Here is a 23,440-nt window from a genome sequence, read left to right as displayed (position 1 = left end):
GTTTATAAAACGCTTTAGTATGATGAAACAAAGTTTTTTATCCTTATATTAGGGTAGTTGTGTTTTTGTAGAATAATTTTTTATTGGGAGAGGGTATTGTATGTCTAGTAAAGATGAAGTTGTAAAATCTGTCCCTCAAAATGGTTTTGTTGGACACCCTAAAGGGCTCTTTACTTTGTTTTTCACAGAATTTTGGGAACGTTTCTCGTACTATGGTATGCGAGCAATTCTTATCTTCTTTATGTATTACGAATTACATGACGGGGGCTTAGGTCTAGACCGCGGAACAGCAAACTCTATTATGGCCATCTACGGCTCACTTGTTTATATGTCTGGAATTATAGGTGGATGGATTGCCGACCGAGTTTTAGGAACACGAAAAACCATTTTTTATGGTGGCGTGTTAATTATGATTGGTCATTTACTGCTAGCATTGCCTGGTGGTGTGAGCATGTTATTTGCTTCCATGGCATTTATCGTTATGGGTACTGGTTTATTAAAACCGAACGTTTCAAGTATTGTTGGGGACATTTATGCTGAAACAGATAGCCGTCGTGATGCAGGTTTTTCTATTTTCTATATGGGTATTAATATGGGAGCATTTATTGCACCTTTTATTGTCGGAACAATTGGACAAAAATATAGCTTCCACCTTGGCTTCGGTTTAGCGGGTCTAGGTATGTTTATTGGTTTAATTGTTTATAAATTAACAGAGAAAAAATATTTAGGCTTAGCGGGCTTACAAGTAAACAACCCATTAAAGCCTGAAGAACGTAAAAAAGTCTTTACGCAATTCGGAGTTGCAGCTTTACTTATTATCATCTTGGGTGCTATCGGTATTAAAACTGGTACTTTAACAATGAATGTATTTAGTTTAATCATCACAGCTCTAGGTGTATTAATTCCAACTGCATTCTTTATTTATATGTATCGCAGTAAAAAAACAACAAAGGATGAAAAGTCTCGTCTACTTGCTTATATTCCTTTATTTTTATCAGCTGTAATGTTCTGGGCTATTCAAGAACAAGGAGCAACTATTTTAGCGACTTATGCAGATGAGCGTACACAGCTAAGTTTTGGTGGTATTCAGCTTCAATCTTCTTGGTTCCAGTCATTGAACCCATTATTTGTTATTACAATGGCACCATTATTTGCGATGCTATGGCTTAAATGGGGAGACAAGCAGCCGACAACACCACGTAAGTTTTCATATGCATTGTTCTTTGCGGGTCTATCATTCTTAGTGATGATGATTCCAGCACACCTGTCTGGTGGAGATACATTAGTGAGTCCTTTATGGTTAGTATTGTCATTCTTCTTAGTGGTTGTTGGTGAGCTATTATTATCACCAGTTGGTCTATCTGCCACAACGAAATTGGCACCACAGGCATTCGCAGCGCAAACAATGTCTTTATGGTTTTTAACAAGTGCAGCAGCACAAGCAATTAATGCGCAATTAGTTAAGGTCTATGAAGTTGTAAGCGAATTCACATACTTTGGTTTCTTAGGTACCTTATCTATTGTAGTCGGGATTATTATATTGGTGCTTTCACCAATTATTTCAAAAGCGATGAAGGGTATTAATTAAATGAAAGATGCAAGTACAGTTATTAAAAAAACTGTACTTGCATCTTTTTTTGCTATCTAAATAAAAGTCTATCTAAGAAGCTGAGAGCGAAATATATTATCGTAAGTAGTTATTTTGTTGAATGTGGGTATAAGTTTCTATGTAGAAAATTATCATTTTCGTTATAATAATTTTAATAATATGAAAATTTAAGGGGTTGGAATCTATGAAGGAAGAGTTAGATTATTTGAGGCCAAGATTAATGGAGATTTTTACGTATTTACATGCAAATCCAGAAATCAGTTGGCATGAAGTAGAAACCACCAATTATATAGTGGAGCTATTAACACAGGAAGGCTTTTCCCCAATACGATTTAAAAATTCCACAGGATTATATGTTGATGTGGGCAACGGTGACCCCAAAGTAGGGCTAAGAACTGATATAGATGCCTTATGGCAAGAAGTAGATGGTCATTTCCGTGCGAATCATTCATGTGGACATGACGGTCATATGACGATGGCCATTGGTACACTATTACTTTTAAAAGAACTACAGCAATCTATAAATGGTACAATCCGCGTTATTTTCCAACCTGCTGAAGAAAAAGGAACAGGAGCATTATCTGTATTAGAAGAAGGTGTTATTGATGACTTAGATTATTTATTTGGTGTCCATGTAAGACCTGTTCATGAGCTAGAGGACGGCACTTATTGTGCAGCCTTATATCATGGTGCCTCTCGTTTACTTGAAGGCGAAATTATCGGAGAGGATGCTCATGCTGCAAGGCCGCACCTTGGTATTAATGCCATTGAAGTAGGTGCAACAATCATCGAAGATTTGCGAACCATTCATACAGATCCTATGGTCCCTGTATCTGTTAAGATGACGAAATTCCATGCAGGGGGAGATTCGGGCAATATTATCCCAGGTAATGCCTCATTTACGATTGATATTCGTGCACAGCAAAACAAGGTGATGGACGATTTAGCACAAGGCGTAAAGCGTGTGATCGATTCATCTAAATTGTTGCATAAGGTACAAATTGAATTACGTACGGTGGCCAATATCGTAGCTGCTGAAGTTGATACAAGTGCTCAATATTTGATGGAGCAGGCAATTATACAGGCTGCTGGGTTATCAAATTTAAGAAAGCCTGTTCATACACCTGGAGGAGAGGATTTTCACCATTATGCTGTACAACGGCCGCATTTAAAAACAACCATGCTGGGCTTGGGTTGTGGATTAACACCAGGCTTGCATCACCCGAAAATGAAATTTAAACAAGCAAGACTTGTCACAGGAGTGGAGATACTTACAAGAGCAGTTTTATTAGCTTTGGAATCAGGGCATAAAAAGGAGGCGTCAGCGTAATGTTAGAGCAAGTGCGAATTCACAAAGTAACGACACCGAAAGAAATTGCAGAGATCCAAAAATTAAATGCTGAAATATGGGGCAGCCAAGCAATCCCCTCCCATCAATTACTAGCTGCTGTACAAAATGGCGGAATCGTATTAGGAGCGTATTTCGATGAAAAGCTAATTGGCTTTAACTATTGCTTCGTTGGCTATCGGAATAGAGAAATGTACTTACATTCGCACATGATTGGTGTAGAAAAAGCATATCGTGAACAAGGTGTGGGTGAATTATTGAAGCATGCCCAACAAGAATATGCAAAAGAGCATGGTTTTCAACTTGTCCGCTGGTTAATTGACCCATTAGAGGCGCGTTTAGCGAATCTAGCATTTCTAAAATTGAACGCCACTAGTTATCAATATGAAAATGATTATTATGGTCCGCTTCGCGATGACTTTAATGAAGGACTACCTTCAGATAGACTAGTCGTTGAATGGTGGATCGAGCGTGATCAAATGGCAGATAGCCTTGATGAATTAGAAGAGGGGGCACAGAAAATAGTACCTTGGACATTAACAGTAGATGGATTACCAGTTCTAGATGTAGAAAATACATTTCAGTTAAAACAATCCTTTTATAAAGATGCCTATCTTTTACCGATCCCTCAATCTCTACAGAAAATGAAAGTGGAAAGTCCAAAACTTGCAGAGGACTGGCGTTATAAAATTCGCACAATCTTAACAACATTATTTAACCAAGATTATGCCATCGTACGCATGAAGAAACATCCAGAATATGTTCATAGCTATCTGTTAGTCAGACGCTCCTTATTAGCTTTATAATAATGATAAGGAGTGAACAATGTGAGATTAGAAAAGATTACATTAAGGCATTTGAAAATGCCTATGAAAGCACCATTTACTACGAGTTTTGGCACAGTTGATGAAAAGGAAATGTTACTGATAGAAGCAAAAGATGAATCAGGGACGACGGGGTGGGGAGAAACTGTTGCTTTTGTAGCACCATGGTATACGGAGGAAACATTAAAGACAACATGGCATATGCTACAAGATTTTTTGATACCCATCTTGTTACATAAAGAGATTGGGCATCCAGATGAGGTAACCTCATTATTTGCACCTATTCGGCGAAACTGCATGGCGAAAGCTTCAATTGAGGGTGCTGTATGGGATATCTATGCTCAGCAAACAAAGCAATCACTTGCACAGGCGTTAGGTGGTCAAAAACAACGTATTGAAGTAGGAGTCAGTGTGGGTATCCAACCCTCTATCTCTCAGTTAATAGCATTAATAAAAGGTCATATTGAAAAAGGCTACAAAAGGGTGAAGATTAAGATAAAGCCTGGAGAGGATGTAGAGGTAGTACAGGCAATTCGTGCGGAATTTCCTAATTTACCCTTGATGGTAGATGCAAACTCTGCTTATACATTAGATGATATAGAAATACTACAGCAGCTTGATGACTTTAATTTATTAATGATTGAACAACCATTAGCTACTGATGATATTGTCGATCATGCAACATTGCAGAAAAAGTTAAAAACGCCTATTTGCTTAGATGAAAGCATCACCTCCTATGAGGATGCCAGACGAGCAATTGAACTTGGAAGCTGTGGTGTCATAAACATCAAGATTGGACGAGTAGGTGGTTTAACGGAAGCAATACGAATCCATGACCTATGTAAAGCAAACCATATTCCAGTTTGGTGTGGTGGTATGTTAGAGGCTGGAATTGGACGAGCACATAATGTTGCCTTAACGTCTCTTAGTCAATTTATTTTACCTGGCGATACAGCAGGTTCTAGTCATTATTGGTACGAGGATATCATTGATCCTGAAGTAAAAGTCAAAGATGGCTATATTGAGGTACCCCAGTCGGTAGGTATTGGTTTTAAGCCTGATATGGCTGTGATTGATAAATTAACAATTAGCAAAGAAATCTATCAATAAGGCAGTACTTAGTCGATCATTTAGTATTTAGGAAAACGAGGAGAGAACTGATTGAAAAAAAGCTTGCAAATCGGTGGTGCCTATGTGGGGATTATCGTTGGAGCAGGATTTGCATCTGGGCAGGAAATTGTCCTTTATTTTACAAGCTATGGCTTTAAAGGAATATATGGAGCATTGTTAGCTATGGTTGGTTTCTCAATTGTTGGCATGTGTGTTGCTCAAGTGAGCTCTAGGCTTCGCACATCATCCCATAAGGATTTGATCTATCAAATTTCAGGGAATACTATGGGCTTTGTATTGGATATAGTGCTATCACTCTTTTTATTTGGTGTAGCTGTCATCATGTTTGCTGGGGCTGGTGCAACATTTCAGCAAATGTTTGGACTGCCTATTTGGCTAGGGAGTATTTGTATGATCTTGCTTACAGTAGCCACTGTCATGATGGATGTGAAAAGCATCATTAATATCATTGCACTCGCCACACCGTATCTACTAACCGTCGTCTCCATCATCGCTATCTATGCTATTGCAACGATGGATTTTACCTTTGCAGAGCAAGCAGTTATTGCTCAACAGGCTCAAATAAGTGAGAAAAGTTGGTGGGTAACGGCTTTATTGTACATGTCGTTTAATGTAGGGGTTAGCTTCTCTTTATTGACTGTTATGTGTGGATCCATACGCAATCATAAGGTAGCTGGCATGGGTGGTATAATTGGTGGGATTTTGTTAGGTGCTTTAATCTTACTTGTGAATTTCTCCCTTTTAGCCAAGATGAATATCATTGTTGGACTAGACATTCCGATGCTAGCGTTAGCGAATGAAATTCATCCGATTGTTGGAGTGTTAATGACTATTTCTCTTTTAGGAATGATTTATAATACGGCAGTAGGGATGCTATATTCCTTTATGGTAAGGTTTTTCGAGCCTAGTAGAGCAAGCTTTAGGATCGCAGTTATATTTATAGGTGGTCTCGGCTTTCTAGCAAGCCTTGTAGGGTTTACAACGCTAGTAGCTAAACTATATGCAGTGATGGGCTATGTAGGGTTAGTATTAATCATATTCATTATTTCTGCATGGTTAAGAGGCACTAAAAAAATTATCTAATATAAAAATGGTAATTGAGGGATAGATTTTATTCTCAATTACCTTTTTATTTGGATAAAAATATTGTAGAAATAGTGAATTATTTCTGTTGATTCATTTACGGTTATGCTGATATTTCGTTAATTTGGCATATTTTTTAGTTAATCATTCATAAAACGAGAATAATTCTCATTTGCTTGTTGACTGAGAATAAAATCATGCTTATAATGGAAAACGTGAGTAATGATAATCATTTTCACTAATAAGTAAGTTACACACAAAAATGAAATCTACCGGGGATTACTATGAAAATAAGATATCTTTTAACAGCAACTGTTTTGCTGTCTATTGTGTCGCTATTTATCGGAGTAGTTGATATTAAGCCTAGCGACCTATTAGACTTCCAATCAGAAGAGGCTAGACTATTTTTAATTAGTCGTGTACCTAGACTTGTTGCAATCTTGCTAGCAGGTGCAGGTATGAGTATTGCTGGTTTAATTATGCAAAGCTTAAGTAGGAATAAATTCGTTTCACCAACAACAGCTGGTACATTAGATGCCACACGGTTGGGTGTATTGATTTCCATGATGTTCTTTTCGAACGTTACGTATTTCCAAAAAATTTCCTTCGCTTTCATATTTGCTTTAGCCGGCACATTACTATTTATGCAAATATTAAACCGAATTAAGTTTAAAGATGCGATTTTTATACCGCTTATTGGCTTAATGTTTGGGAATATTTTGTCCTCTGTTACAACATTCTTTGCATATAAGGCGAATATCATCCAAAACATTTCTGCATGGTTACAAGGAGATTTTTCATTAATCATGAAAGGCCGTTACGAACTGTTATATGTAAGTGTACCAATACTCATTTTAGCTTATATTTACGCAAATCGTTTTACAGTAGCTGGGATGGGGGAGGATTTTGCAAAAAATCTTGGTCTATCCTATAAATTTGTAGTCAATTTAGGCTTGGTGTTGGTAGCTCTTATCTCCACGACAGTGGTGTTAACAGTCGGTATCATTCCATTCCTTGGTTTGATTATTCCGAACATTATTTCCCTGTTCAAAGGTGATAATTTGGCAAAAACCTTGCCGCACACAGCATTACTTGGTATGTCATTCTTATTATTCTGTGATATTTTAGGACGAGTACTGATTTTCCCTTATGAAATACCAATAAGTATGACTGTTGGTGTAATTGGAAGTGCCATCTTCCTATTCATGTTGTTTAGGGGGAGAGCCTATGCGTAATCGTACAAAAATGTTCATTTTACTAGGTCTCGCTGTTATAGCAGTTGTCCTATATTTATTTTGGGAACTCAATGGTAATTATCACTATGCTTTTCCACGCCGTGTCATAAAGGTTGTGGCAATGGCATTAACGGGTATAGCAATTGCCTATTCAACCGTAGTTTTCCAAACAATTACACATAATCGTATTTTAACGCCAAGTGTCATGGGTTTAGATGCTTTGTATATGTTAATTCAAACATGCATCTACTTCTTCTTTGGCTCTACATCCATATTAGTTATTAATATCTACTATAATTTTACGCTTGCAATTGGGGCGATGATTCTATTCGCTTTAATTTTTTACCGAGTATTGTTTAAAGAAGGAAAGCGACCGATTTATTTTCTACTGCTTGTAGGAATGATTGTTGGTACGTTTTTAGGAAGTATTACTACGTTCTTCCAAGTATTAATAGATCCGAATGAATTTTTAGGCTTACAAAGTAAAATGTTTGCAAGTTTCAATAATGTTAATTCAGATTTAGTTTGGCTGGCAGGCGTTATCATTTTAATAACGTTTATCTACGGCGCTCGTCACATGAACCAATTAGACGTTATGTCTCTTGGACGAGACACAGCTATAAATTTAGGTGTACCTTACGATAAGCTGGTACAACGTATGTTAATTTTAGCTTCAATTTTAATTGCTGTTTCGACAGCGCTTGTTGGTCCGATCACGTTCTTTGGTTTAATCGTTGCAAATTTATCATATCAGTATTTCAGAACATACAAGCATTCCATCTTAATTACTGGCTCCTGTGTAATGAGTATTGTAGCTTTAGTCGGTGGACAGTGGATGGTTGAACGTTTATTTAGTTTCACTACTACACTTAGTGTCATTATTAATTTTGTGGGTGGGGTTTACTTCATCTACTTATTATTAAGAGAAAGTAGGTCAGCAGGATGATACAAGTCAAAGAAATCACAAAGTTTTTTGGTAAAAAACCTGTCGTTCAAGATGTAAGTGTTGATATTGTTTCAGGAAAAATCACATCGTTTATTGGACCGAATGGTGCAGGGAAGTCCACGCTACTTTCTATGGTGAGTCGTTTACTGAATGCAGATACTGGCGAAGTACTACTCGATAAGGCAGATGTACGTAGCTGGAAATCGGATGATTTTGCTAAACGTGTATCGATTTTAAAGCAGTCCAACTTTATGAATGTTCGTCTAACGATTCGTGAGCTTGTATCTTTTGGCCGTTTCCCTTACTCAAAAGGGCACTTAAAACCTGAAGACGAAGAAAAAGTGGACGAAGCTATTCGCTATATGAATTTAGAAGATATGCAACATAATTATTTAGATGAACTATCAGGTGGTCAACGCCAGCGTGCATTTATCGCAATGGTTATTGCCCAAGATACTGAATATATCTTACTGGACGAACCATTAAATAATTTAGATATGAAGCATTCTGTCCAGATTATGAAGATTTTACGTAAGTTGGTTGATGAGTTAGGCAAGACAGTGATTATCGTTTTACACGATATTAATTTCGCTTCTGTATACTCTGACCATATTGTTGCATTAAAAGATGGCCGTGTTGTTAAAAATGGTCCTACAAATGACATTATTAACTCACATGCATTGAAGGAAATTTATGATATGGATATTCCTGTTCAAGAGCAGGATGGCTGTCGAATTTGTGTTTATTTTAATTCGTAAAAATAGTTCAAGATGGATGCACATCTAACTATCAAATAATTTAATTAAAGGAGAAATTTCACAATGAAAAAATGGAAATTACTTACGATATTAATGGCTATGATGCTATTAGTATTAGCTGCTTGCGGTTCGAAAGATGAAGCAAAAGAAGATGATAAAGGTACTTCAACTGACAAACCAGCTGAGGAACAAAATGAAGAATCATCGGTATATCCACTAACAATTCCAGGTAGTACAGTTGAAGGTCGTGATGGTAGTACAACATTTGAAGAAGTAACACTTGATAAAATGCCAGAAAAAGTTGTTGTTTTTGATAATGGTTTCTTAGATACATTAGATGCTTTAGGCGTTAATCCTACTGCAGTGGTACAAGACTCATTACCAGCATATTTAAGCAAGTTTAAAGATAGTACTTATGTAAACGCAGGTACATTATTCGAGCCTGATTATGAAAAATTATCTGAAATTAACCCAGATATTATTTTCATCTCTGGTCGTGCTTCAGCAGCTTATGCTGAATTATCTAAAATTGCTCCTACAGTATACATTGGTGTAGATAATACTAACTTCTTAGAGTCATTCAAAGCGAATACAGAATTAGCTGGCAAAATCTTTGGTAAAGAAAAAGAAGCGGCAGATGCAATTGCTGCTTATGAAGCAAAAGTAGAAGAAGTAAAAGCTAAAGCTACTGCAACAGAAGAAAAAGCGTTAATCGTTTTAGGTAGTGAAGGTTCATTATCCGTATTCGGTCCTGGTTCACGTTTCGGTGTGATTTATGATGTATATGGTGTAAAAGCTGTAGCTGAAGCTGGTGGCTTCAAAATCGAATCACATGGTGATAATGCAAGCTTTGAATTCGTACGTGAGAAAAACCCAGATATCTTATTCGTTATTGACCGAGACGCTGTTGTAAATGAAAACGGTGAATCAGGTACAAAAGCTGCAATTGAAAACGAAATCGTAAGTGCAACAAACGCTGTGAAAAACGGTAAAGTATTCTATCTAGATCCAGAAATTTGGTACCTTTCAGGTGGCGGTTTACAATCAGAAACACAAAAAGCTGAAGATGTATTAAAGGCGTTCAACTAATATGTTTGTACAAATTAAACGTATTGTTGTGACGGAAGGGAATTCGGATAAGGTTGTGGATCGTTTTGGTGGTAAGCCAAACAGTCCCTCATTACTTGAACAACAACCTGGCTTCATTGATAAGCAGGTACTTGTAAAGAAAGTTCGCCGTGGTGATGAAGAAGTGCTAGTGATGGTTCGTTGGGAATCGGAAGAAGCATGGAAAAATTGGGAGAAGAGCCCTGAGCATATTGCAGGCCATAAGGCAAGTGCAGGTAAACCGAAGCCTGATTATATCATTGAAAGCGGTCAAGAAGTTTATTATGTAAAAGGTTAATCATCTAAAGGTGTCTCAAGGGATTGAGACACCTTTTCTTGTTGTTGAAAAAAGAATGTCACTAGCAGAAAAAGCCCTTTTAGCAAGGTGAGGGGTTGATTTCCGTTCTGCCAGCGTCCTTTCCAGGGGGCGTCCGATGAGCCGCTTCACTCACTTGCGCTCGCTCCAGGGTCTCCTCAGTGACGCTAAATCCCCTAGGCGTGACGCTGGCTCTTCTCCAATCAACCATTCTGCAAAGTGTCTTTACTTTTTTCATAGTAGCATAACAATCAAATAGCCCATTATCTGTATTCTTAGAGGGGATAAGCTCTTATTTTCAATGTGGAGAAGTGATGCGTGACAACACCTCTTCATAAAGAGTAATGAACACCTTCACTTTATTTGAAAACCTTCACTAAAAAGCGGTTTATAGTGGTGGGCTACTGGACTACCATGGAATAGCGAGACAGGCAAAACTTTAAACAGAGCAGTAGCGGAGGAAGCGATTCGGCGCTCGCCTACAGGAAAGCAAGTAGCCTGCAACGGAAATTCATTTTCATCTTTTATATAAATACTATTGATTGCTTTGTTTATCAACACTATGTAGAGATGTCGTTTTATTACTCAAAAAGCAGGTCACAATCAGTGTGACCTGCTTAGCTAGGCGTATAGGTTAATGTGTAATAGATGGTTTTCTCCATTTACTAAATGTCGAATCCATATTAAAGGATATGGTGTTCTCATTAATGGACAAGCCTGAGATACTTGTATTACAAAGTTCATCCAAACTATCTGAATGATTGTTTTTATTTGATGCATTGGCCGCCATTGCCAGCCCTCTCGCATTAATAATTGTGTCATGTGGCGTTACATACACTATAGGGGAATCTATATTTAATCCAAAAGTGAAAGGATTGACTAATGACATAGTAGAAATACTTTCGTTTGATATTCTAATAATGCCATATTGCTCAATATAATAATCTCGTTTTTGTTGAAATGTATCCTCAAATCCAGGAATATCACTAATATATTTTGAATAGAGTGAAATATTTTTATAGGCAGATAGTGTATCTTGATAGGCTTTTACTTCAGATTGAATAATGATTTGTTCAATTCGTTGTTGATCCTTGCTAGGCTGTTTAATTGTAATTTCTTCAGCTGAGACAGAGATATTACATGAAAAAGTAGCCGTAAGTATGAAAACAGTTTCATTCAATTTTAAGTCACTCCCAGTACAAAAAGATTTCATGTTCATCAATCTATCCTGACTTTATAAATATATTTTATTGCTAATCTAAGCGTAACATCTGTTAGAGCGCCATTTCAATGGTAAGTTTACGCCACTTTAATGGCGGTACTTGGTTCTCTACCGCCATTTTTTTAGTAATAATTAGCAAAAATCTGGCGTGGTTTGCATGAATAACGCCATTTTTTGGCGGTCTTTCTCTTTATAAAGGAATTAATGGTATTTAATGTATTATATAATGGCGTGACTAGTATTAATTCCCACTAATCTATATAATATCTAGTAATACACTAGATAGGAGAGAGGACTATTGAAGGATTTAGATATGCGTATCAATGAATCATTAGACATCCTTATAGAAAATGAGCTATTGCTTGGACCTGAGCTAAAATTAATGCTAAAAAGCTTTAAAGAAGAAAAAACAACAGTAGGTTTTTCCTTTGGTAAAATGTGTTTTTGGCATTATGAAGCATTTTCAAGTAGTATAAATCAAGATATCTACAAGGTAGCTGCTGCAATTGAACTTTTAATACTGTCTTTTGATATTATTGATGATCTGCAGGATAAGGATTCAGACTATAGTTGGAACAAAACACCTGAATTATCATTAAACGTTGCTTTAGCTATGCTGATCATGGCATCTAAAACAATAGATGAAACCTCTTTTGAACATAAAAGAGCGGCTATAAAGCTAGTTGATGAATACGCATTAAAAAGTATAAATGGACAGCAATTAGACTTACTAAATAGTTGTCGCGATGAAGATTCCTATGTAAAAATGATTACCTTGAAATCCGGATCATTAACAGCAATGGGTTGCTTGGTTGGCGAAGTACTTGCAAAAGGAGAAATATCTCAAGAAGTAGAGGAATATGGGAAATACATAGGGATCATCCAACAAATTAAAAATGATATTCAAAGCTTAAAGGTATGGGGTCCTAAAAATGATCTGCTAAATAAAAGGTATTCTCTGCCTATTATTTATCTTTTATCACAGAAAAATGATGTTTCAAAATCTGTTTCTAGCTATTATAATGATGATATAGTTACAGATTTGGATAATAATGCAACAGAAGATGCGTTGACAAATGGTGGGGCGATACGTTATGCCATTACCATAAAAAACGTCTATAAATTTAAAGCATTAAATTACCTAGAAAATGTAGCTATAAATCAGGTAGGTAGAGAATACCTACAAAAACTATTGAAATGAGGAGAGATAAAAATGATTAATGTAATCCAATATTTAGAGCAAAATCCAAGCCTAGTTACACTATTAAAAGAGCAAAAAGCATCATTAGTTGGAGTTTCATCTGTAGAGCAATCAGCAATTTTAGAAGCATTTAACGGTGAAATGAATACAGAAAGTGATATTTGGAACTAAGAAAGTTGCGAAGTAAGTTGTTTTGGCCCGCTATAATTCTCTATTTAATTATTGGTTTTTATTTAAATTATGTGAATTATAGCGAGCCTTATATACAAATTGGGGTAGAAGAAGAGAATGACAAATGGGTTATTTCTCAACTTTATTATAAAGACTGGGCAGAGGATCAAAATATTTCTGTTGGTGATGCAATTTTAAGTGTAGATCATGAACCCATCAATGAATTAAATCAACTGAGATATAAATCTAAAATTTTATCTGCTAATGAAATAACAGTACTGAAGCCCGATGGAGATCTAATCAATATACATATTAAGCATTTGGATATCCCTCAACAATTTATCTATGTATTAATCATTCCAGCTTGTTATTATTTATTAACATTATTTGTTGCATTTTATTTACATTTCAAACAAAGGAATACAAAATTAGCTGACTTACTAATTCTTTTTATGTTAACCGTTTCATTGGCTTATGTAAGTAGTGGTGTCTCTGGTAGGATGGATACGATTGGCATTATCGTAAATCGAAGTAGTATGCTGTTATGTTTAGTTATACTATTACATTTTTTGAGAAATTATTATTCATTTGTGAAAACAAATTGGGTGTTTACAAATAATATCAAGCTCTTTTATATAATTCCTTTTATAGCTTTTGTATTAGGATGTATGGGTACTATTTATCCTGCTTCAAATGATATTCTTTCCAATGTTATATTGGCTATTTTCTTTATTCTCCTAGTGATCATCCTTAGTATTCTATTAATAAGCTATTTTAAGTACAGCTCACCTCAGTTGAAAATTTTATTAAATAGTATATTAATACCGTTTCTACCATTTCTTTTTTTATATGCACTCCCTAAAATTTTTTTCCATACGTATATACTTTCTTCTGAGATAAGCTCATTATTTTTATTGTTTATACCATTTAGCTTTATTTTTACGCAATTAGCAGAGCGATTATTTGATATTGAGTACCATATTACAAGACTACGTTATTATGTTATATTTTCTTTAATCTTTACTGTATGGTTTACAGTGGGACTATATTTTATTGCCGGGCGTTATTTAACCATGACTGTTGTGTCGGGTGTATCTTTCTTTACATTTTCTTCATTAATCATACTTTTTTACGTAAAAGAGAAGGTCGATTATCGCAAGCGGAAAATATTATTTTCCACAAAGGGTGACTATATTCATCAGCTATATACAGCTGTAGATAAAATTGGGAAAACAATTAAAATTAACGAACTTTTAGAAAAGTTTGCTTATGAAGTTTCCGTGCATCTGGAGTTAGAGGATGTTTTTGTCTTAACATATAACTATGACAAAAACGAATTCTTACCAATAGCTGGTGAAAGTATTAGGATCGATCCTGACACAATGGAAGAAATCAGATTAGGTGAAATACGCAAAATTGACAAAGTTTATATAGCATTCCTCCATCAGGATGCACATTTTAAAAGAGCTTTAGTGCTAGGGCATAATAATACGATTCATTTAAAAGATGAGGAGCTTTTATGGCTTGAACTACTCTTATTATATGTAAATAATTTTATTGAAAATACCAAGATGGTAGAAGAACTGCTAGAGGAACTGAAGCATATGAAGCAAGCTGATGATGGTCAGTTACCATGGCTGAATAAGCTATTATGGCTAAGATTTGAAGAAGAAAAATACCAGTTAGCTCAAGAGTTACATGACACCAATTTACAGGAGCAACTTCATATAGCTCGCGAGGTGGATGTCCTAGTAAATGCAAAAAATACCACGGATATTCAAGAAAAGCTTGCGAAAATTCATAAACAAATGGTTGCATCCTTACATGAATTACGTACTTATTGTGAAAACCTAAAACCGCCGTTACTAGATACATTAGGTTTAAATGCTGCTTTAGAAAAACTGATTCGGAAAGTTCAAGAAAGAGCTAACTTCATGCTTATTTACACCATTGATCGTCTTTATTTAGAGGATGAGCGCATGAATTTGATGATTTATCGTTTATTCCAAGAGCTACTTAATAATGCATTGAAGCATTCTTATGCAGTATCAGTTGAAATTCATTTAAAAGAAATGAACGATGGTTTTGAAATCATTTATAAAGATGATGGTGTAGGCTGTAATGTAGAGGACATTATAGTAGCAGAATCTATGGGCATTCAAGGCATGCAGGAGCGCGTAAAAGCGTTTAACGGACAATTTACTATTGACTCAAATATCAATAAAGGGATGTTTATTAGAATCATGGTGAAAGAAGGGAGTGAAACACTTGATTACGATGCTCATAGTGGATGATCACCCTATAGTGTTAGAGGGAACTAAAAATTTATTTCAAGAGAATGAAGATATTATCATCGATACGGAAAGTGATGCAACTTGTGTCATTCAAAGGATAAAGAATAAACCGTACGATATCTATCTAATAGATATCAATATGCCATTAGAAAATGGAATTAACCTAGCCCGTAATATCAAGGCTATTCAGTCAAATGCTTCAGTTATTCTTTACACAGGTGATGACATTACGGATTATTATCCACTCATTTTAGAAAGAAAAATAGAAGGTATTTTAGCTAAAACAGCTTCGAAAGAGCAAATATTAAGAACAGTAAGGGCAATTGCAAACGGTGAAATTGTTTTACCTAAAAATTTCTTAGATTTTCTGGATGATAAATTTAAACTGCAAGGCGCTAAAGATATTCACTTAAATGAAAAGGAAAAGAAAATTCTAAGACTCATTGCAGAGGGCCATACAAATAAAGCTATCGCTATTGAATTAAATATTCCTCAACGTACAACGGAGAGATATTTAACGCAACTCTTTTCTTTGTTGAATGTAGATTCACGAACAGAAGCTGTAAATCTTGCTGAGAGAATGAATTTACTCTAAAATATTTCTATGTTATACTGTTGGTATATTTTTCAATTAATAGGGGGCATTATGGGAATTGAATATCCTATATATTTCCTTAGTAAAATAAAACCATATTCCTATACTGAATTGCCTATAAAATATGATAGACACCGCCAAAAAAGTGGCGGTGTTTTTTGTTTCCGCCAAATCACGCCAAAAATTTGTCTGAATCACGCCAGAAAATTGGCGTAAACCCGAAGTTGAAATAACGGTATAACTACTGGTACGCTTAAATTAACAATGGTTAAGTAGATTTGCTTTAGTGAGTAATATATAAATCATTTTATTAAATAAGCAGCCTGACTATCTATGAATAAAGTAGCGTTAGTAGAATGTTACTAGCTAGTCAATATACTTCACCATAAAACTTTATAAAGGTAGGCGTGTATTGTGAAAGTAGAACTTGAAAATTTGTTTTCCATAGATGAAACTAGTCAAGATCAAGTTATTAACGTTTATAATCGTCATGGTATTGCTATTGGTGCGCCTGAATTGAGAAAAAGAAACTTAAAAACAAAATTTAATCCTATTTTTACATTAAATGAAGAGGTAACATACGAGCAGGTAACAGCTTTATATGAGTCATTAGAGCGTGAATTTGGAATCGTTTCAATCGGAGAACGTTTTTACTTTGAATTTTCAGATACAGAGTATGAACGAGCACCATTATTTACTTTAAATTCAACAGGTAATTCACCGGAAATGTTCTTAGAAGATAAAGGGACACTATTTTCTTTGAGTACACATTGTAAGTGTTGTGGGCTCATGGATAAAGAGCAGTTATCACCAATAGTCATTGATACTACGCAGATGAAAGATCGTCATCTAGTGCATGTAAATGGTTATTGGGTAGCTTCTGAGGAACTAGTATCTTTAATGAAAAGAGAAAAACTAGAAGGCTATGAGCTTTTAGAGGTGATCCATCAAGGCCCGGAAGAAGGAAAACAGCCAGCCTATCAAATTATTCCTATACAAATACTCCCTGAGTGTAGTAAGGACAGAGTTAAATTATACTTTGCAACTGAGCAACCTCCGTGTAGTTGTGGTTTAAATGGTGTCATTAATGGTCCTGATATTTATCATCATGAAGATTTGGAAAACTTAAAAGGTGATGTTTTCTACTCAGCCGAGTGTAGTCATGATGGAAGATATCTATATAGAAAGACTTTGTTTAGTAAAAGATTTAGAGAAACTATTATAAAATATGGTATTTCACGTGAGGTTAGAGGAGAAAAGGATGCAAACTTTGGTTCAAAAGATTGGCTTTTTGATCCAGTGCTAATTAAGTAGACAAATTTGGTCTAGTAAAAGAATAAGGGAGTGTTTAGGATGTTTAGAAGAATACTACCTATAGTAGCCATTTTATTCATTGTTGCATTGGCCGTTTCCAATTACTTTCACAAACCAGAAGAAGAATCTGTCACTATTTATCAAGAGGTCAATGGTGTAAACCTTTCATAAAATGAAGGCCTATATTTCATTCAGAAAAGATTTATTTGTGTTATGATGTGAAGGACATAGCATGAATGTTTTTTTGAGGTGAAAAAATGAAAAAATGGGCATATCCATTAGCAGTTTTAACGTTAATTGTCTTTATTGTATTAAGAGCCACTTATCATAGTCAGCTGATGAATACATTTGATGCAAAGATGGCAGAGCTTCTTTTTGGTAATCGTTTTATTGAGATCTTTCATTATATAGGTGAGCCGAAATTTGTTGTTGCTGTTGCAATAGTTTTAATGGTGTATTTAGCTTGGAAGGTAAAAAATTATCGAGGTATGCTATTTGTTGTACTAACTTTTGCAGTAGGCAATGTTCTGAATCAATTACTAAAGAAATGGGTGCAACGTCCACGACCTGAAATTGAGGATCAACTGACATCCTTTAGCTTTCCGTCTGGACATTCGATGACAGGTATACTTTATTTATTTACACTTGCTTATATTTTAGCGGAGAATAGTAGTAAAGAACGTAAAAACCTTCTGTGGCTTGGGGCTACAATTTTAATGGTGCTTATTGGTTTATCACGTATTGCAGGAGCTCGACATTTTGCTACAGATGTACTTGGTGGTTGGAGCATCGGCTATACTTGGTTTATCATCTGTGTCATTTGGTACGAACGGCGTAAACGTTTATTTCCATCTAATCATAAATAAAAAGACAGGCAGTATCTATTTCACATGATAGATACTGCTTTTTTACATTTTACCGAGACACTGTAAAGAATGATATTTGCCTTATAAAAAAGAATTGCGTATAGGAAACTTCTACGTTAAGATGAGTACAATAAGAAAAAGAGCAAAGGAAGAAGGGCATGGACGGAAATGTTTTACTGGCATTAGGATTAACCCTGTTTGCTGGACTTGCAACAGGTGTAGGTAGTTTAATAGCATTTTTTACATCAAGAACAAATACAAAATTTTTATCATTAGCATTGGGTTTTTCAGCAGGGGTGATGATTTATGTATCCCTTGTAGAAATATTTGTGAAAGCTAAAGATGCTTTAACCAATGCATTAGGTACAACAAATGGCTATTGGATGACAATCCTAGGATTTTTCGGTGGGATGTTGTTTATTGCCTTAATTGATAAATTCATTCCGAAGGCAACTAATCCTCATGAAGTAAAGCTGGTAGAGGATGTTAATGCCATCAAACCACAGGTTAATGAAGAACATTTGATGAAGATGGGCGTTTTTACAGCTCTGGCGATTGGCATTCATAATTTTCCTGAGGGGATCGCTACATTTATGTCAGCTATTAATGATCCGAATGTAGGGATTGCTATTGCCATTGCAGTTGCTATTCATAATATTCCAGAAGGCATTGCTGTATCTGTTCCTATTTTCTTTGCAACAGGTAATCGAAGGAAAGCCTTTAAATTATCCTTTTTATCAGGATTGGCAGAGCCTGTAGGTGCATTAGTAGCTTTTTTGCTCCTTATGCCCTTTTTAACAGATGTCATGTTTGGAATCGTTTTCGCTGGGGTTGCAGGGATAATGGTCTTTATTTCACTAGATGAATTGCTACCGGCTGCACAAAGATATGATGAAACACATTTGTCGATGTACGGTCTAGTAGGGGGGATGGCGGTCATGGCCATTAGCTTAGTATTATTAGCATAAGTAAGTAGGAAAAGGGAGACATCTTTGTAAAAGTGGCTCCTTTTTCTTTTTTCTATTAGCGTGTAACAACAGCTTCTTTTGACTCCACTAGCTCTTGTACTATTTTGAGACAATCATGAAATGTGGTAAAAGGTCTATATGGAACATGGAGCTCTTCACAGCGTTGGATAAGATGATCTCTAGCTAAAACAATATCTGCTAGTTTAGCTGCCTCAAAATCTGATAGAGAATCACCAATTACAATTTTATAATGATCTTCCTTAGCAACCTTCCGCATTACGCTTGGTTTACAGCAGCCACATCCTTGTGTGCTGTATTTAGCGCACTCCTCATCACAGCTATTTGGGTAGATCAATTCTATTTGTTTACCAGAAAAATCGGCCTTATTACAGTAAATGCCTGAAAAGGGACCAAATTTATCAACTAAAGGCTCGATAAAAAAATCAACTCCGCCACTTACAATATAAAATGGTATATTGTTATTTTGAGCATAGCGGGCAAAATCACCAAATCCCTCACGTATAACTGCCGACTCCATTAGGTATTGAATGACTTCATCTTTTTGATGAGTAGAAAGTAGATGAAACATTGCTGATAGCCCATCTTTAAATGAAATGGTTTGCTCCATCATCGCTTGAGCAATTTTCTCAGATTCTTCTGGTACAAATTCAGTCATAAGTGAAAAAATGTTATCTGTTTCTGTTATCGTGCCATCGAAATCACAGAATATAATGGGTTTCAAGATAATTCCTCCTTAGAAAAGCGCGTATAAAAGGTCTAATTCTATACTTCTATAATATTAGTTTTATCCAAACTTGCTTTCAAGAAAAAACGCCTACTATTAAAGTAGACGTTTCACACATTCATTGACTTGTACACCATGTTCATCAGCATTTGTTAAAATAATTTGATGCTCTGGGAATTGCTTTTTCATTAATTCAACGAAGTCAGAGGCAATAGCAGAAGGAATAATAGAAATCATTGTTGGTCCAGCGCCACTTAGAGCAGTACCATATGCACCGTTCGATTTTGCAGCCATACGAATTTCTTCGTAAGCAGGAATTAGCTTTGCACGAAACGGTTCATGGAATAAATCTGCCTCCATATAACGTCCAGCACGTTCAAAATCTCGTACCATTAAAGAAGCGGCTAACATATTTGCATTTGCTGAGGCGTGAACAGCATAGGAACGGTTAAATTGCTCTGGTAAAACAGAACGTGATTCACTTGTTTTTAATTCAACATCTGGTACATATACCACAAAGGAGGCATCGATATCATTGATGTGGAATGTATCGACTATGCCATTGTCATCCATCGAAGAAATCGTTAATCCTCCTAAAACTGAAGCAGTTGCGTTATCTGGATGTCCTTCAATTTGTGAAGAGAGGTTGAGTTTATCTTGAAGTGTTAACTCCATCTTGCAGACTTGGTTAGCAAGCTCAATACCTGCAACAATAACTGCTGCACTGCTGCCAAGTCCACGTGCCAATGGAAGTTCACTAGTCATCTCCACACGACAGGCAGGTAGCTGTTGACCATATAGATCTGCAGTTTTTTTTGCAATGATGTATAGTAAGTGATCTTCAAGCTCAAACTCTTTAGGACCATTATCATCAAGATGAATAATTTCCCATTGTTCTTGCAAGGTAACAGAAAGCTGTAAGTAAAGAGACAAGCCAAGTCCTATTGAATCAAAGCCTGGACCTAAGTTGGCTGTGCTTCCAGGAACTGAGATTTGCCACATTTTACTCATAGTACACCCTCAATATATGCACGAATTTCTTCTTCATCGTTTTTAAGGGATACGACCTCTACAGTGGACACATTCATGGCTGTATCAGGATCTTTTAGGCCATTCCCTGTAAAGATTGTTACAACCTTAGCGCCTTGAGGGATTTTTCCATTTTCAACAGATTTCATAACACCTGCTAAAGAAGCAGCAGAGCCAGGCTCAACAAAAATGCCTTCTGTACTTGCGATTAATTTATAGGCTGCTACAATTTCTTCATCTGTAACAGAATCAATGATACCACCAGATTCATCTCGAGCAGCTTCTGCCAATGTCCAACTCGCAGGATTGCCAATTCGAATGGCAGTTGCCACTGTTTCAGGATTAGCAATTGGCTCACCCTTAACGATTGCTGCAGCACCTTCAGCTTCAAAGCCATACATTTTTGGTAGCCCACTATTTTTTGCAGCGTGATATTCTTTAAACCCTTTCCAATATGCAGTGATATTACCTGCGTTCCCAACTGGAATACACAAATAATCAGGGGCTGAACCTAAGGCATCAACAATTTCGAACGAAGCCGTTTTTTGACCTTCGATACGGTATGGATTTACAGAGTTAACAAGTGCAACTGGTGTCGTTTCACTTACTTGGCGAACGATATTGAGTGCATCATCAAAGTTTCCGTCAATTTCGATAATCTTTGCCCCGTACATTGTTGCCTGTGCTAACTTTCCGAGAGCAACTTTACCTTTTGGAATAACAACGATTGATTGGATGCCTGCACGAGTTGCATAAGCAGCCGCAGCAGCGGAAGTGTTTCCTGTAGAAGCGCAAATAACGCATTGACTTCCATCCTCGATTGCTTTTGCAACAGCAAATACCATTCCTCGGTCTTTAAATGAGCCAGTTGGGTTTGCACCCTCAATTTTTCCGTAAAGCTCAATGCCTAGTTTCTTAGATAAATTCACTAAATGTATAAGAGGCGTATTGCCTTCATTTAAAGTTAAAGCAGGTGTATTTTCAGTTACGGGTAAAAATTGTTTATATTCTTCGATAAGGCCTTTCCACATAACGTAACGATCTCCTTTTGTTCTTATAGAAAGAACAGTTGTTTTTGTATAAAAGACATTTTAACGCAAATAGCACTATTATTTCAATACCATTTCATTAATTGTCGAAACAATTCGGTAATTTGAATAGTACTTGTCACTTTCTTGAAACAACTGTATAGTAATCTTGTAATGTAAAGTCAAGTGTAAAGACAGGTGGTTGGGATGACAATAAATACAGCAGTAACAAAGAAACCTCAGCAATCCATTTCCAGAAATAAATTATTGGGTGTAGCGGGGGTTGGGTGGCTCTTTGATGCGATGGACGTTGGTATATTATCCTTTGTCATTGCAGCATTGGCCGCTGAGTGGGGACTATCACCAAGTCAGTCTGGTTGGATTGGTAGTATAAATTCTATCGGCATGGCTGTAGGAGCACTCTTTTTTGGTGTGTTTGCTGATAAAGTAGGTCGCAAGCAAATATTTATGTGGACACTTGTCCTTTTTTCTATTGCAAGTGGATTATCCGCTTTTACAACAACATTAACTGCATTTTTAATTTTACGCTTTTTAGTAGGGATGGGGCTAGGAGGAGAATTGCCTGTAGCTTCAACACTTGTATCTGAAAGTGTGGCTGCCAAAGAAAGAGGGCGCGTGGTTGTATTACTTGAAAGCTTTTGGGCAGCAGGCTGGTTAATTGCAGCACTTATTTCGTATTTTGTTATTCCCACATGGGGATGGCGAGTAGCCCTTATACTAACAGCACTTCCAGCGTTTTATGCTATTTATCTTCGTTGGCATTTGCCAGATTCACCACAATTTACTGTGAAGGAAGAAGCAAAAAAACGGAGCATTGGCCAAAATATGAAAGAGGTTTGGTCAAAAAAGTATGCTCGTTCTACATTTATGCTGTGGCTATTATGGTTTACAGTTGTATTTTCGTATTATGGCATGTTTTTATGGCTGCCAAGTGTGATGGTAGGGAAAGGCTTTGACATGATCACAAGCTTTAAATATGTTTTGATCATGACTTTAGCTCAATTACCAGGTTACTTTACAGCCGCTTGGTTTATAGAAAAGTTTGGACGTAAGTTTGTCCTTGTTTCCTATCTAATTGGTACTGCAGCGAGTGCTTATATTTTTGGTAATGCAGATACTTTAGCCGTATTGTTAACTTCAGGGATGCTTTTATCTTTCTTTAACTTAGGAGCTTGGGGAGCATTATATGCTTATACACCCGAGCAATATCCATCAGTTATTCGTGGAACAGGTGCTGGTATGGCAGCAGCAGTTGGACGAATTGGTGGTATTTTTGGTCCGTTGCTCGTTGGCTTTTTATTAACGGCAGGCTATGATATAGGCTTTATCTTTGCCATTTTCTGTGGAGCGATTATTATCGGTGTTATAGGGGTCATCTTCCTTGGGAAGGAAACGAAGCAGCTTGAACTAGAATAATATGAAATAGAATGTCCTGGATCAAAGGAATTGGTCCAGGACATTTTTGTCTGATTTCGCTTAAATAATACATAAAAATAAGATTTTATTAATTTTTATTCGATTTGACTGATTTATTTGTTAAAATGACAAATCAATATAAAATGGTTAAAGCGTAAATCAAATTGTTTTATTAGCAGGTTAATGCGATGAAGATTTTTCAGAAAAGTCATT

General features: G+C 36.2%; 23 protein-coding genes. 19 read left to right on the top strand and 4 right to left on the bottom strand.

Annotated features, from left to right (window positions below; all coding sequences use genetic code 11):
- Window positions 1–100 precede the first annotated feature (100 nt).
- From EW028_RS11005 to EW028_RS10960, 10 genes are all read left to right on the top strand, one after another.
- Window positions 101–1,588: a peptide MFS transporter gene (locus EW028_RS11005; RefSeq protein ID WP_048394189.1), complete on the top strand. Its 1,488-nt coding sequence runs from the start codon at window positions 101–103 to the stop codon at window positions 1,586–1,588.
- A gap of 205 nt (window positions 1,589–1,793) precedes the next feature.
- Entirely contained in the window at window positions 1,794–2,939 is a 1,146-nt protein-coding gene (locus EW028_RS11000; protein WP_131520889.1) for a M20 peptidase aminoacylase family protein, read from the top strand.
- The gene (locus tag EW028_RS10995; RefSeq protein WP_131520888.1) at window positions 2,939–3,763 is read left to right on the top strand and encodes a GNAT family N-acetyltransferase; all 825 of its coding nucleotides are present in this window, start codon (window positions 2,939–2,941) and stop codon (window positions 3,761–3,763) included. Before EW028_RS11000 ends, EW028_RS10995 begins: the two co-directional genes overlap by 1 nt.
- Window positions 3,764–3,784: 21 nt before the next feature.
- On the top strand, window positions 3,785–4,891 hold the full coding sequence (menC, locus tag EW028_RS10990) for an o-succinylbenzoate synthase (RefSeq protein WP_131520887.1): 1,107 nt from the start codon (window positions 3,785–3,787) through the stop codon (window positions 4,889–4,891).
- 51 nt (window positions 4,892–4,942) lie between these two features.
- Window positions 4,943–5,995, top strand: a complete 1,053-nt coding sequence (locus EW028_RS10985) for a YkvI family membrane protein (protein ID WP_131520886.1) — start codon at window positions 4,943–4,945, stop codon at window positions 5,993–5,995.
- 284 nt (window positions 5,996–6,279) lie between these two features.
- Window positions 6,280–7,230 carry an ABC transporter permease gene (locus tag EW028_RS10980; protein WP_131520885.1) on the top strand — a complete coding sequence of 317 codons (951 nt, stop codon included), beginning with the start codon at window positions 6,280–6,282 and terminating at the stop codon, window positions 7,228–7,230.
- Window positions 7,223–8,176, top strand: a complete 954-nt coding sequence (locus EW028_RS10975) for an iron chelate uptake ABC transporter family permease subunit (RefSeq protein ID WP_131520884.1) — start codon at window positions 7,223–7,225, stop codon at window positions 8,174–8,176. The genes EW028_RS10980 and EW028_RS10975 overlap by 8 nt, the downstream gene beginning before the upstream one ends.
- A complete protein-coding gene (locus EW028_RS10970; protein ID WP_131520883.1) occupies window positions 8,173–8,934 on the top strand; it encodes an iron ABC transporter ATP-binding protein in 762 nt (253 codons plus the stop codon). Before EW028_RS10975 ends, EW028_RS10970 begins: the two co-directional genes overlap by 4 nt.
- A 63-nt stretch (window positions 8,935–8,997) precedes the next feature.
- On the top strand, window positions 8,998–10,023 hold the full coding sequence (locus tag EW028_RS10965) for a siderophore ABC transporter substrate-binding protein (RefSeq protein WP_131520882.1): 1,026 nt from the start codon (window positions 8,998–9,000) through the stop codon (window positions 10,021–10,023).
- Between the two features lies 1 nt (window position 10,024).
- The gene (locus EW028_RS10960) at window positions 10,025–10,339 is read left to right on the top strand and encodes an antibiotic biosynthesis monooxygenase family protein (protein WP_131520881.1); all 315 of its coding nucleotides are present in this window, start codon (window positions 10,025–10,027) and stop codon (window positions 10,337–10,339) included.
- Window positions 10,340–10,991: 652 nt separating this feature from the next.
- Here EW028_RS10960 and EW028_RS10950 read toward each other — a convergent pair.
- On the bottom strand, window positions 10,992–11,537 hold the full coding sequence (locus EW028_RS10950; protein ID WP_131520879.1) for a hypothetical protein: 546 nt from the start codon (window positions 11,535–11,537) through the stop codon (window positions 10,992–10,994).
- 340 nt (window positions 11,538–11,877) lie between these two features.
- Between EW028_RS10950 and EW028_RS10945 the strand changes: the two genes are divergently transcribed.
- From EW028_RS10945 to zupT, 8 genes are all read left to right on the top strand, one after another.
- Window positions 11,878–12,780, top strand: a complete 903-nt coding sequence (locus EW028_RS10945) for a polyprenyl synthetase family protein (protein ID WP_131520878.1) — start codon at window positions 11,878–11,880, stop codon at window positions 12,778–12,780.
- A 12-nt stretch (window positions 12,781–12,792) separates the two neighbouring features.
- Window positions 12,793–12,951, top strand: coding sequence for a competence pheromone ComX (gene comX / locus EW028_RS10940; protein WP_131520877.1), 159 nt, complete (start codon window positions 12,793–12,795; stop codon window positions 12,949–12,951).
- A gap of 5 nt (window positions 12,952–12,956) precedes the next feature.
- Entirely contained in the window at window positions 12,957–15,245 is a 2,289-nt protein-coding gene (locus EW028_RS10935; protein ID WP_227744932.1) for a sensor histidine kinase, read from the top strand.
- A complete protein-coding gene (locus EW028_RS10930; RefSeq protein ID WP_225341057.1) occupies window positions 15,229–15,840 on the top strand; it encodes a response regulator transcription factor in 612 nt (203 codons plus the stop codon). Before EW028_RS10935 ends, EW028_RS10930 begins: the two co-directional genes overlap by 17 nt.
- 414 nt (window positions 15,841–16,254) lie before the next feature.
- Window positions 16,255–17,154, top strand: a complete 900-nt coding sequence (locus EW028_RS10925; protein ID WP_131520876.1) for a hypothetical protein — start codon at window positions 16,255–16,257, stop codon at window positions 17,152–17,154.
- A 39-nt stretch (window positions 17,155–17,193) separates the two neighbouring features.
- Window positions 17,194–17,325, top strand: a complete 132-nt coding sequence (locus EW028_RS25865; RefSeq protein ID WP_255501606.1) for a hypothetical protein — start codon at window positions 17,194–17,196, stop codon at window positions 17,323–17,325.
- Window positions 17,326–17,411: 86 nt separating this feature from the next.
- Window positions 17,412–18,020 carry a phosphatase PAP2 family protein gene (locus EW028_RS10920; RefSeq protein WP_131520875.1) on the top strand — a complete coding sequence of 203 codons (609 nt, stop codon included), beginning with the start codon at window positions 17,412–17,414 and terminating at the stop codon, window positions 18,018–18,020.
- A gap of 158 nt (window positions 18,021–18,178) precedes the next feature.
- Window positions 18,179–18,988 carry a zinc transporter ZupT gene (gene zupT, locus EW028_RS10915; RefSeq protein WP_016992734.1) on the top strand — a complete coding sequence of 270 codons (810 nt, stop codon included), beginning with the start codon at window positions 18,179–18,181 and terminating at the stop codon, window positions 18,986–18,988.
- Between the two features lie 55 nt (window positions 18,989–19,043).
- Here the strand turns inward: zupT and EW028_RS10910 are convergent, their stop codons facing one another.
- The 3 genes from EW028_RS10910 to thrC form a co-directional block, all read right to left on the bottom strand.
- Window positions 19,044–19,730 (bottom strand): MtnX-like HAD-IB family phosphatase, encoded by a 687-nt coding sequence (locus tag EW028_RS10910; RefSeq protein ID WP_131520874.1) that lies wholly within the window; start codon window positions 19,728–19,730, stop codon window positions 19,044–19,046.
- A gap of 99 nt (window positions 19,731–19,829) precedes the next feature.
- A complete protein-coding gene (gene thrB, locus EW028_RS10905; RefSeq protein WP_131520873.1) occupies window positions 19,830–20,744 on the bottom strand; it encodes a homoserine kinase in 915 nt (304 codons plus the stop codon).
- Entirely contained in the window at window positions 20,741–21,793 is a 1,053-nt protein-coding gene (gene thrC / locus EW028_RS10900; RefSeq protein WP_131520872.1) for a threonine synthase, read from the bottom strand. Before thrC ends, thrB begins: the two co-directional genes overlap by 4 nt.
- Before the next feature lie 204 nt (window positions 21,794–21,997).
- On the opposite strand from thrC, the gene EW028_RS10895 reads away from it, so the two are divergent.
- A complete protein-coding gene (locus EW028_RS10895) occupies window positions 21,998–23,227 on the top strand; it encodes an MFS transporter (RefSeq protein WP_131520871.1) in 1,230 nt (409 codons plus the stop codon).
- The last annotated feature ends 213 nt before the right edge of the window (window positions 23,228–23,440 follow it).

It is taken from the genome of Lysinibacillus sp. OL1, assembly GCF_004332175.1.
Lineage (GTDB): Bacteria > Bacillota > Bacilli > Bacillales_A > Planococcaceae > Lysinibacillus > Lysinibacillus capsici.
The sequence above is the reverse complement of the archived record's forward strand: the minus strand, read 5'-3'. Positions and strand labels throughout refer to the sequence as shown.

What these genes read in the sequence shown, in the direction of transcription:
- EW028_RS11005 (WP_048394189.1), top strand. Translation starts at nt 101, where the DNA reads ATGTCTAGTAAAGATGAAGTTGTAAAATCTGTCCCTCAAAATGGTTTT.
- EW028_RS11000 (WP_131520889.1), top strand. Translation starts at nt 1,794, where the DNA reads ATGAAGGAAGAGTTAGATTATTTGAGGCCAAGATTAATGGAGATTTTT.
- EW028_RS10995 (WP_131520888.1), top strand. Translation starts at nt 2,939, where the DNA reads ATGTTAGAGCAAGTGCGAATTCACAAAGTAACGACACCGAAAGAAATT.
- EW028_RS10980 (WP_131520885.1), top strand. Translation starts at nt 6,280, where the DNA reads ATGAAAATAAGATATCTTTTAACAGCAACTGTTTTGCTGTCTATTGTG.
- EW028_RS10975 (WP_131520884.1), top strand. Translation starts at nt 7,223, where the DNA reads ATGCGTAATCGTACAAAAATGTTCATTTTACTAGGTCTCGCTGTTATA.
- EW028_RS10970 (WP_131520883.1), top strand. Translation starts at nt 8,173, where the DNA reads ATGATACAAGTCAAAGAAATCACAAAGTTTTTTGGTAAAAAACCTGTC.
- EW028_RS10965 (WP_131520882.1), top strand. Translation starts at nt 8,998, where the DNA reads ATGAAAAAATGGAAATTACTTACGATATTAATGGCTATGATGCTATTA.
- EW028_RS10960 (WP_131520881.1), top strand. Translation starts at nt 10,025, where the DNA reads ATGTTTGTACAAATTAAACGTATTGTTGTGACGGAAGGGAATTCGGAT.
- comX (WP_131520877.1), top strand. Translation starts at nt 12,793, where the DNA reads ATGATTAATGTAATCCAATATTTAGAGCAAAATCCAAGCCTAGTTACA.
- EW028_RS10930 (WP_225341057.1), top strand. Translation starts at nt 15,229, where the DNA reads ATGCTCATAGTGGATGATCACCCTATAGTGTTAGAGGGAACTAAAAAT.
- EW028_RS25865 (WP_255501606.1), top strand. Translation starts at nt 17,194, where the DNA reads ATGTTTAGAAGAATACTACCTATAGTAGCCATTTTATTCATTGTTGCA.
- EW028_RS10920 (WP_131520875.1), top strand. Translation starts at nt 17,412, where the DNA reads ATGAAAAAATGGGCATATCCATTAGCAGTTTTAACGTTAATTGTCTTT.
- zupT (WP_016992734.1), top strand. Translation starts at nt 18,179, where the DNA reads ATGGACGGAAATGTTTTACTGGCATTAGGATTAACCCTGTTTGCTGGA.
- thrB (WP_131520873.1), bottom strand. Translation starts at nt 20,744, where the DNA reads ATGAGTAAAATGTGGCAAATCTCAGTTCCTGGAAGCACAGCCAACTTA.
- thrC (WP_131520872.1), bottom strand. Translation starts at nt 21,793, where the DNA reads ATGTGGAAAGGCCTTATCGAAGAATATAAACAATTTTTACCCGTAACT.
- EW028_RS10895 (WP_131520871.1), top strand. Translation starts at nt 21,998, where the DNA reads ATGACAATAAATACAGCAGTAACAAAGAAACCTCAGCAATCCATTTCC.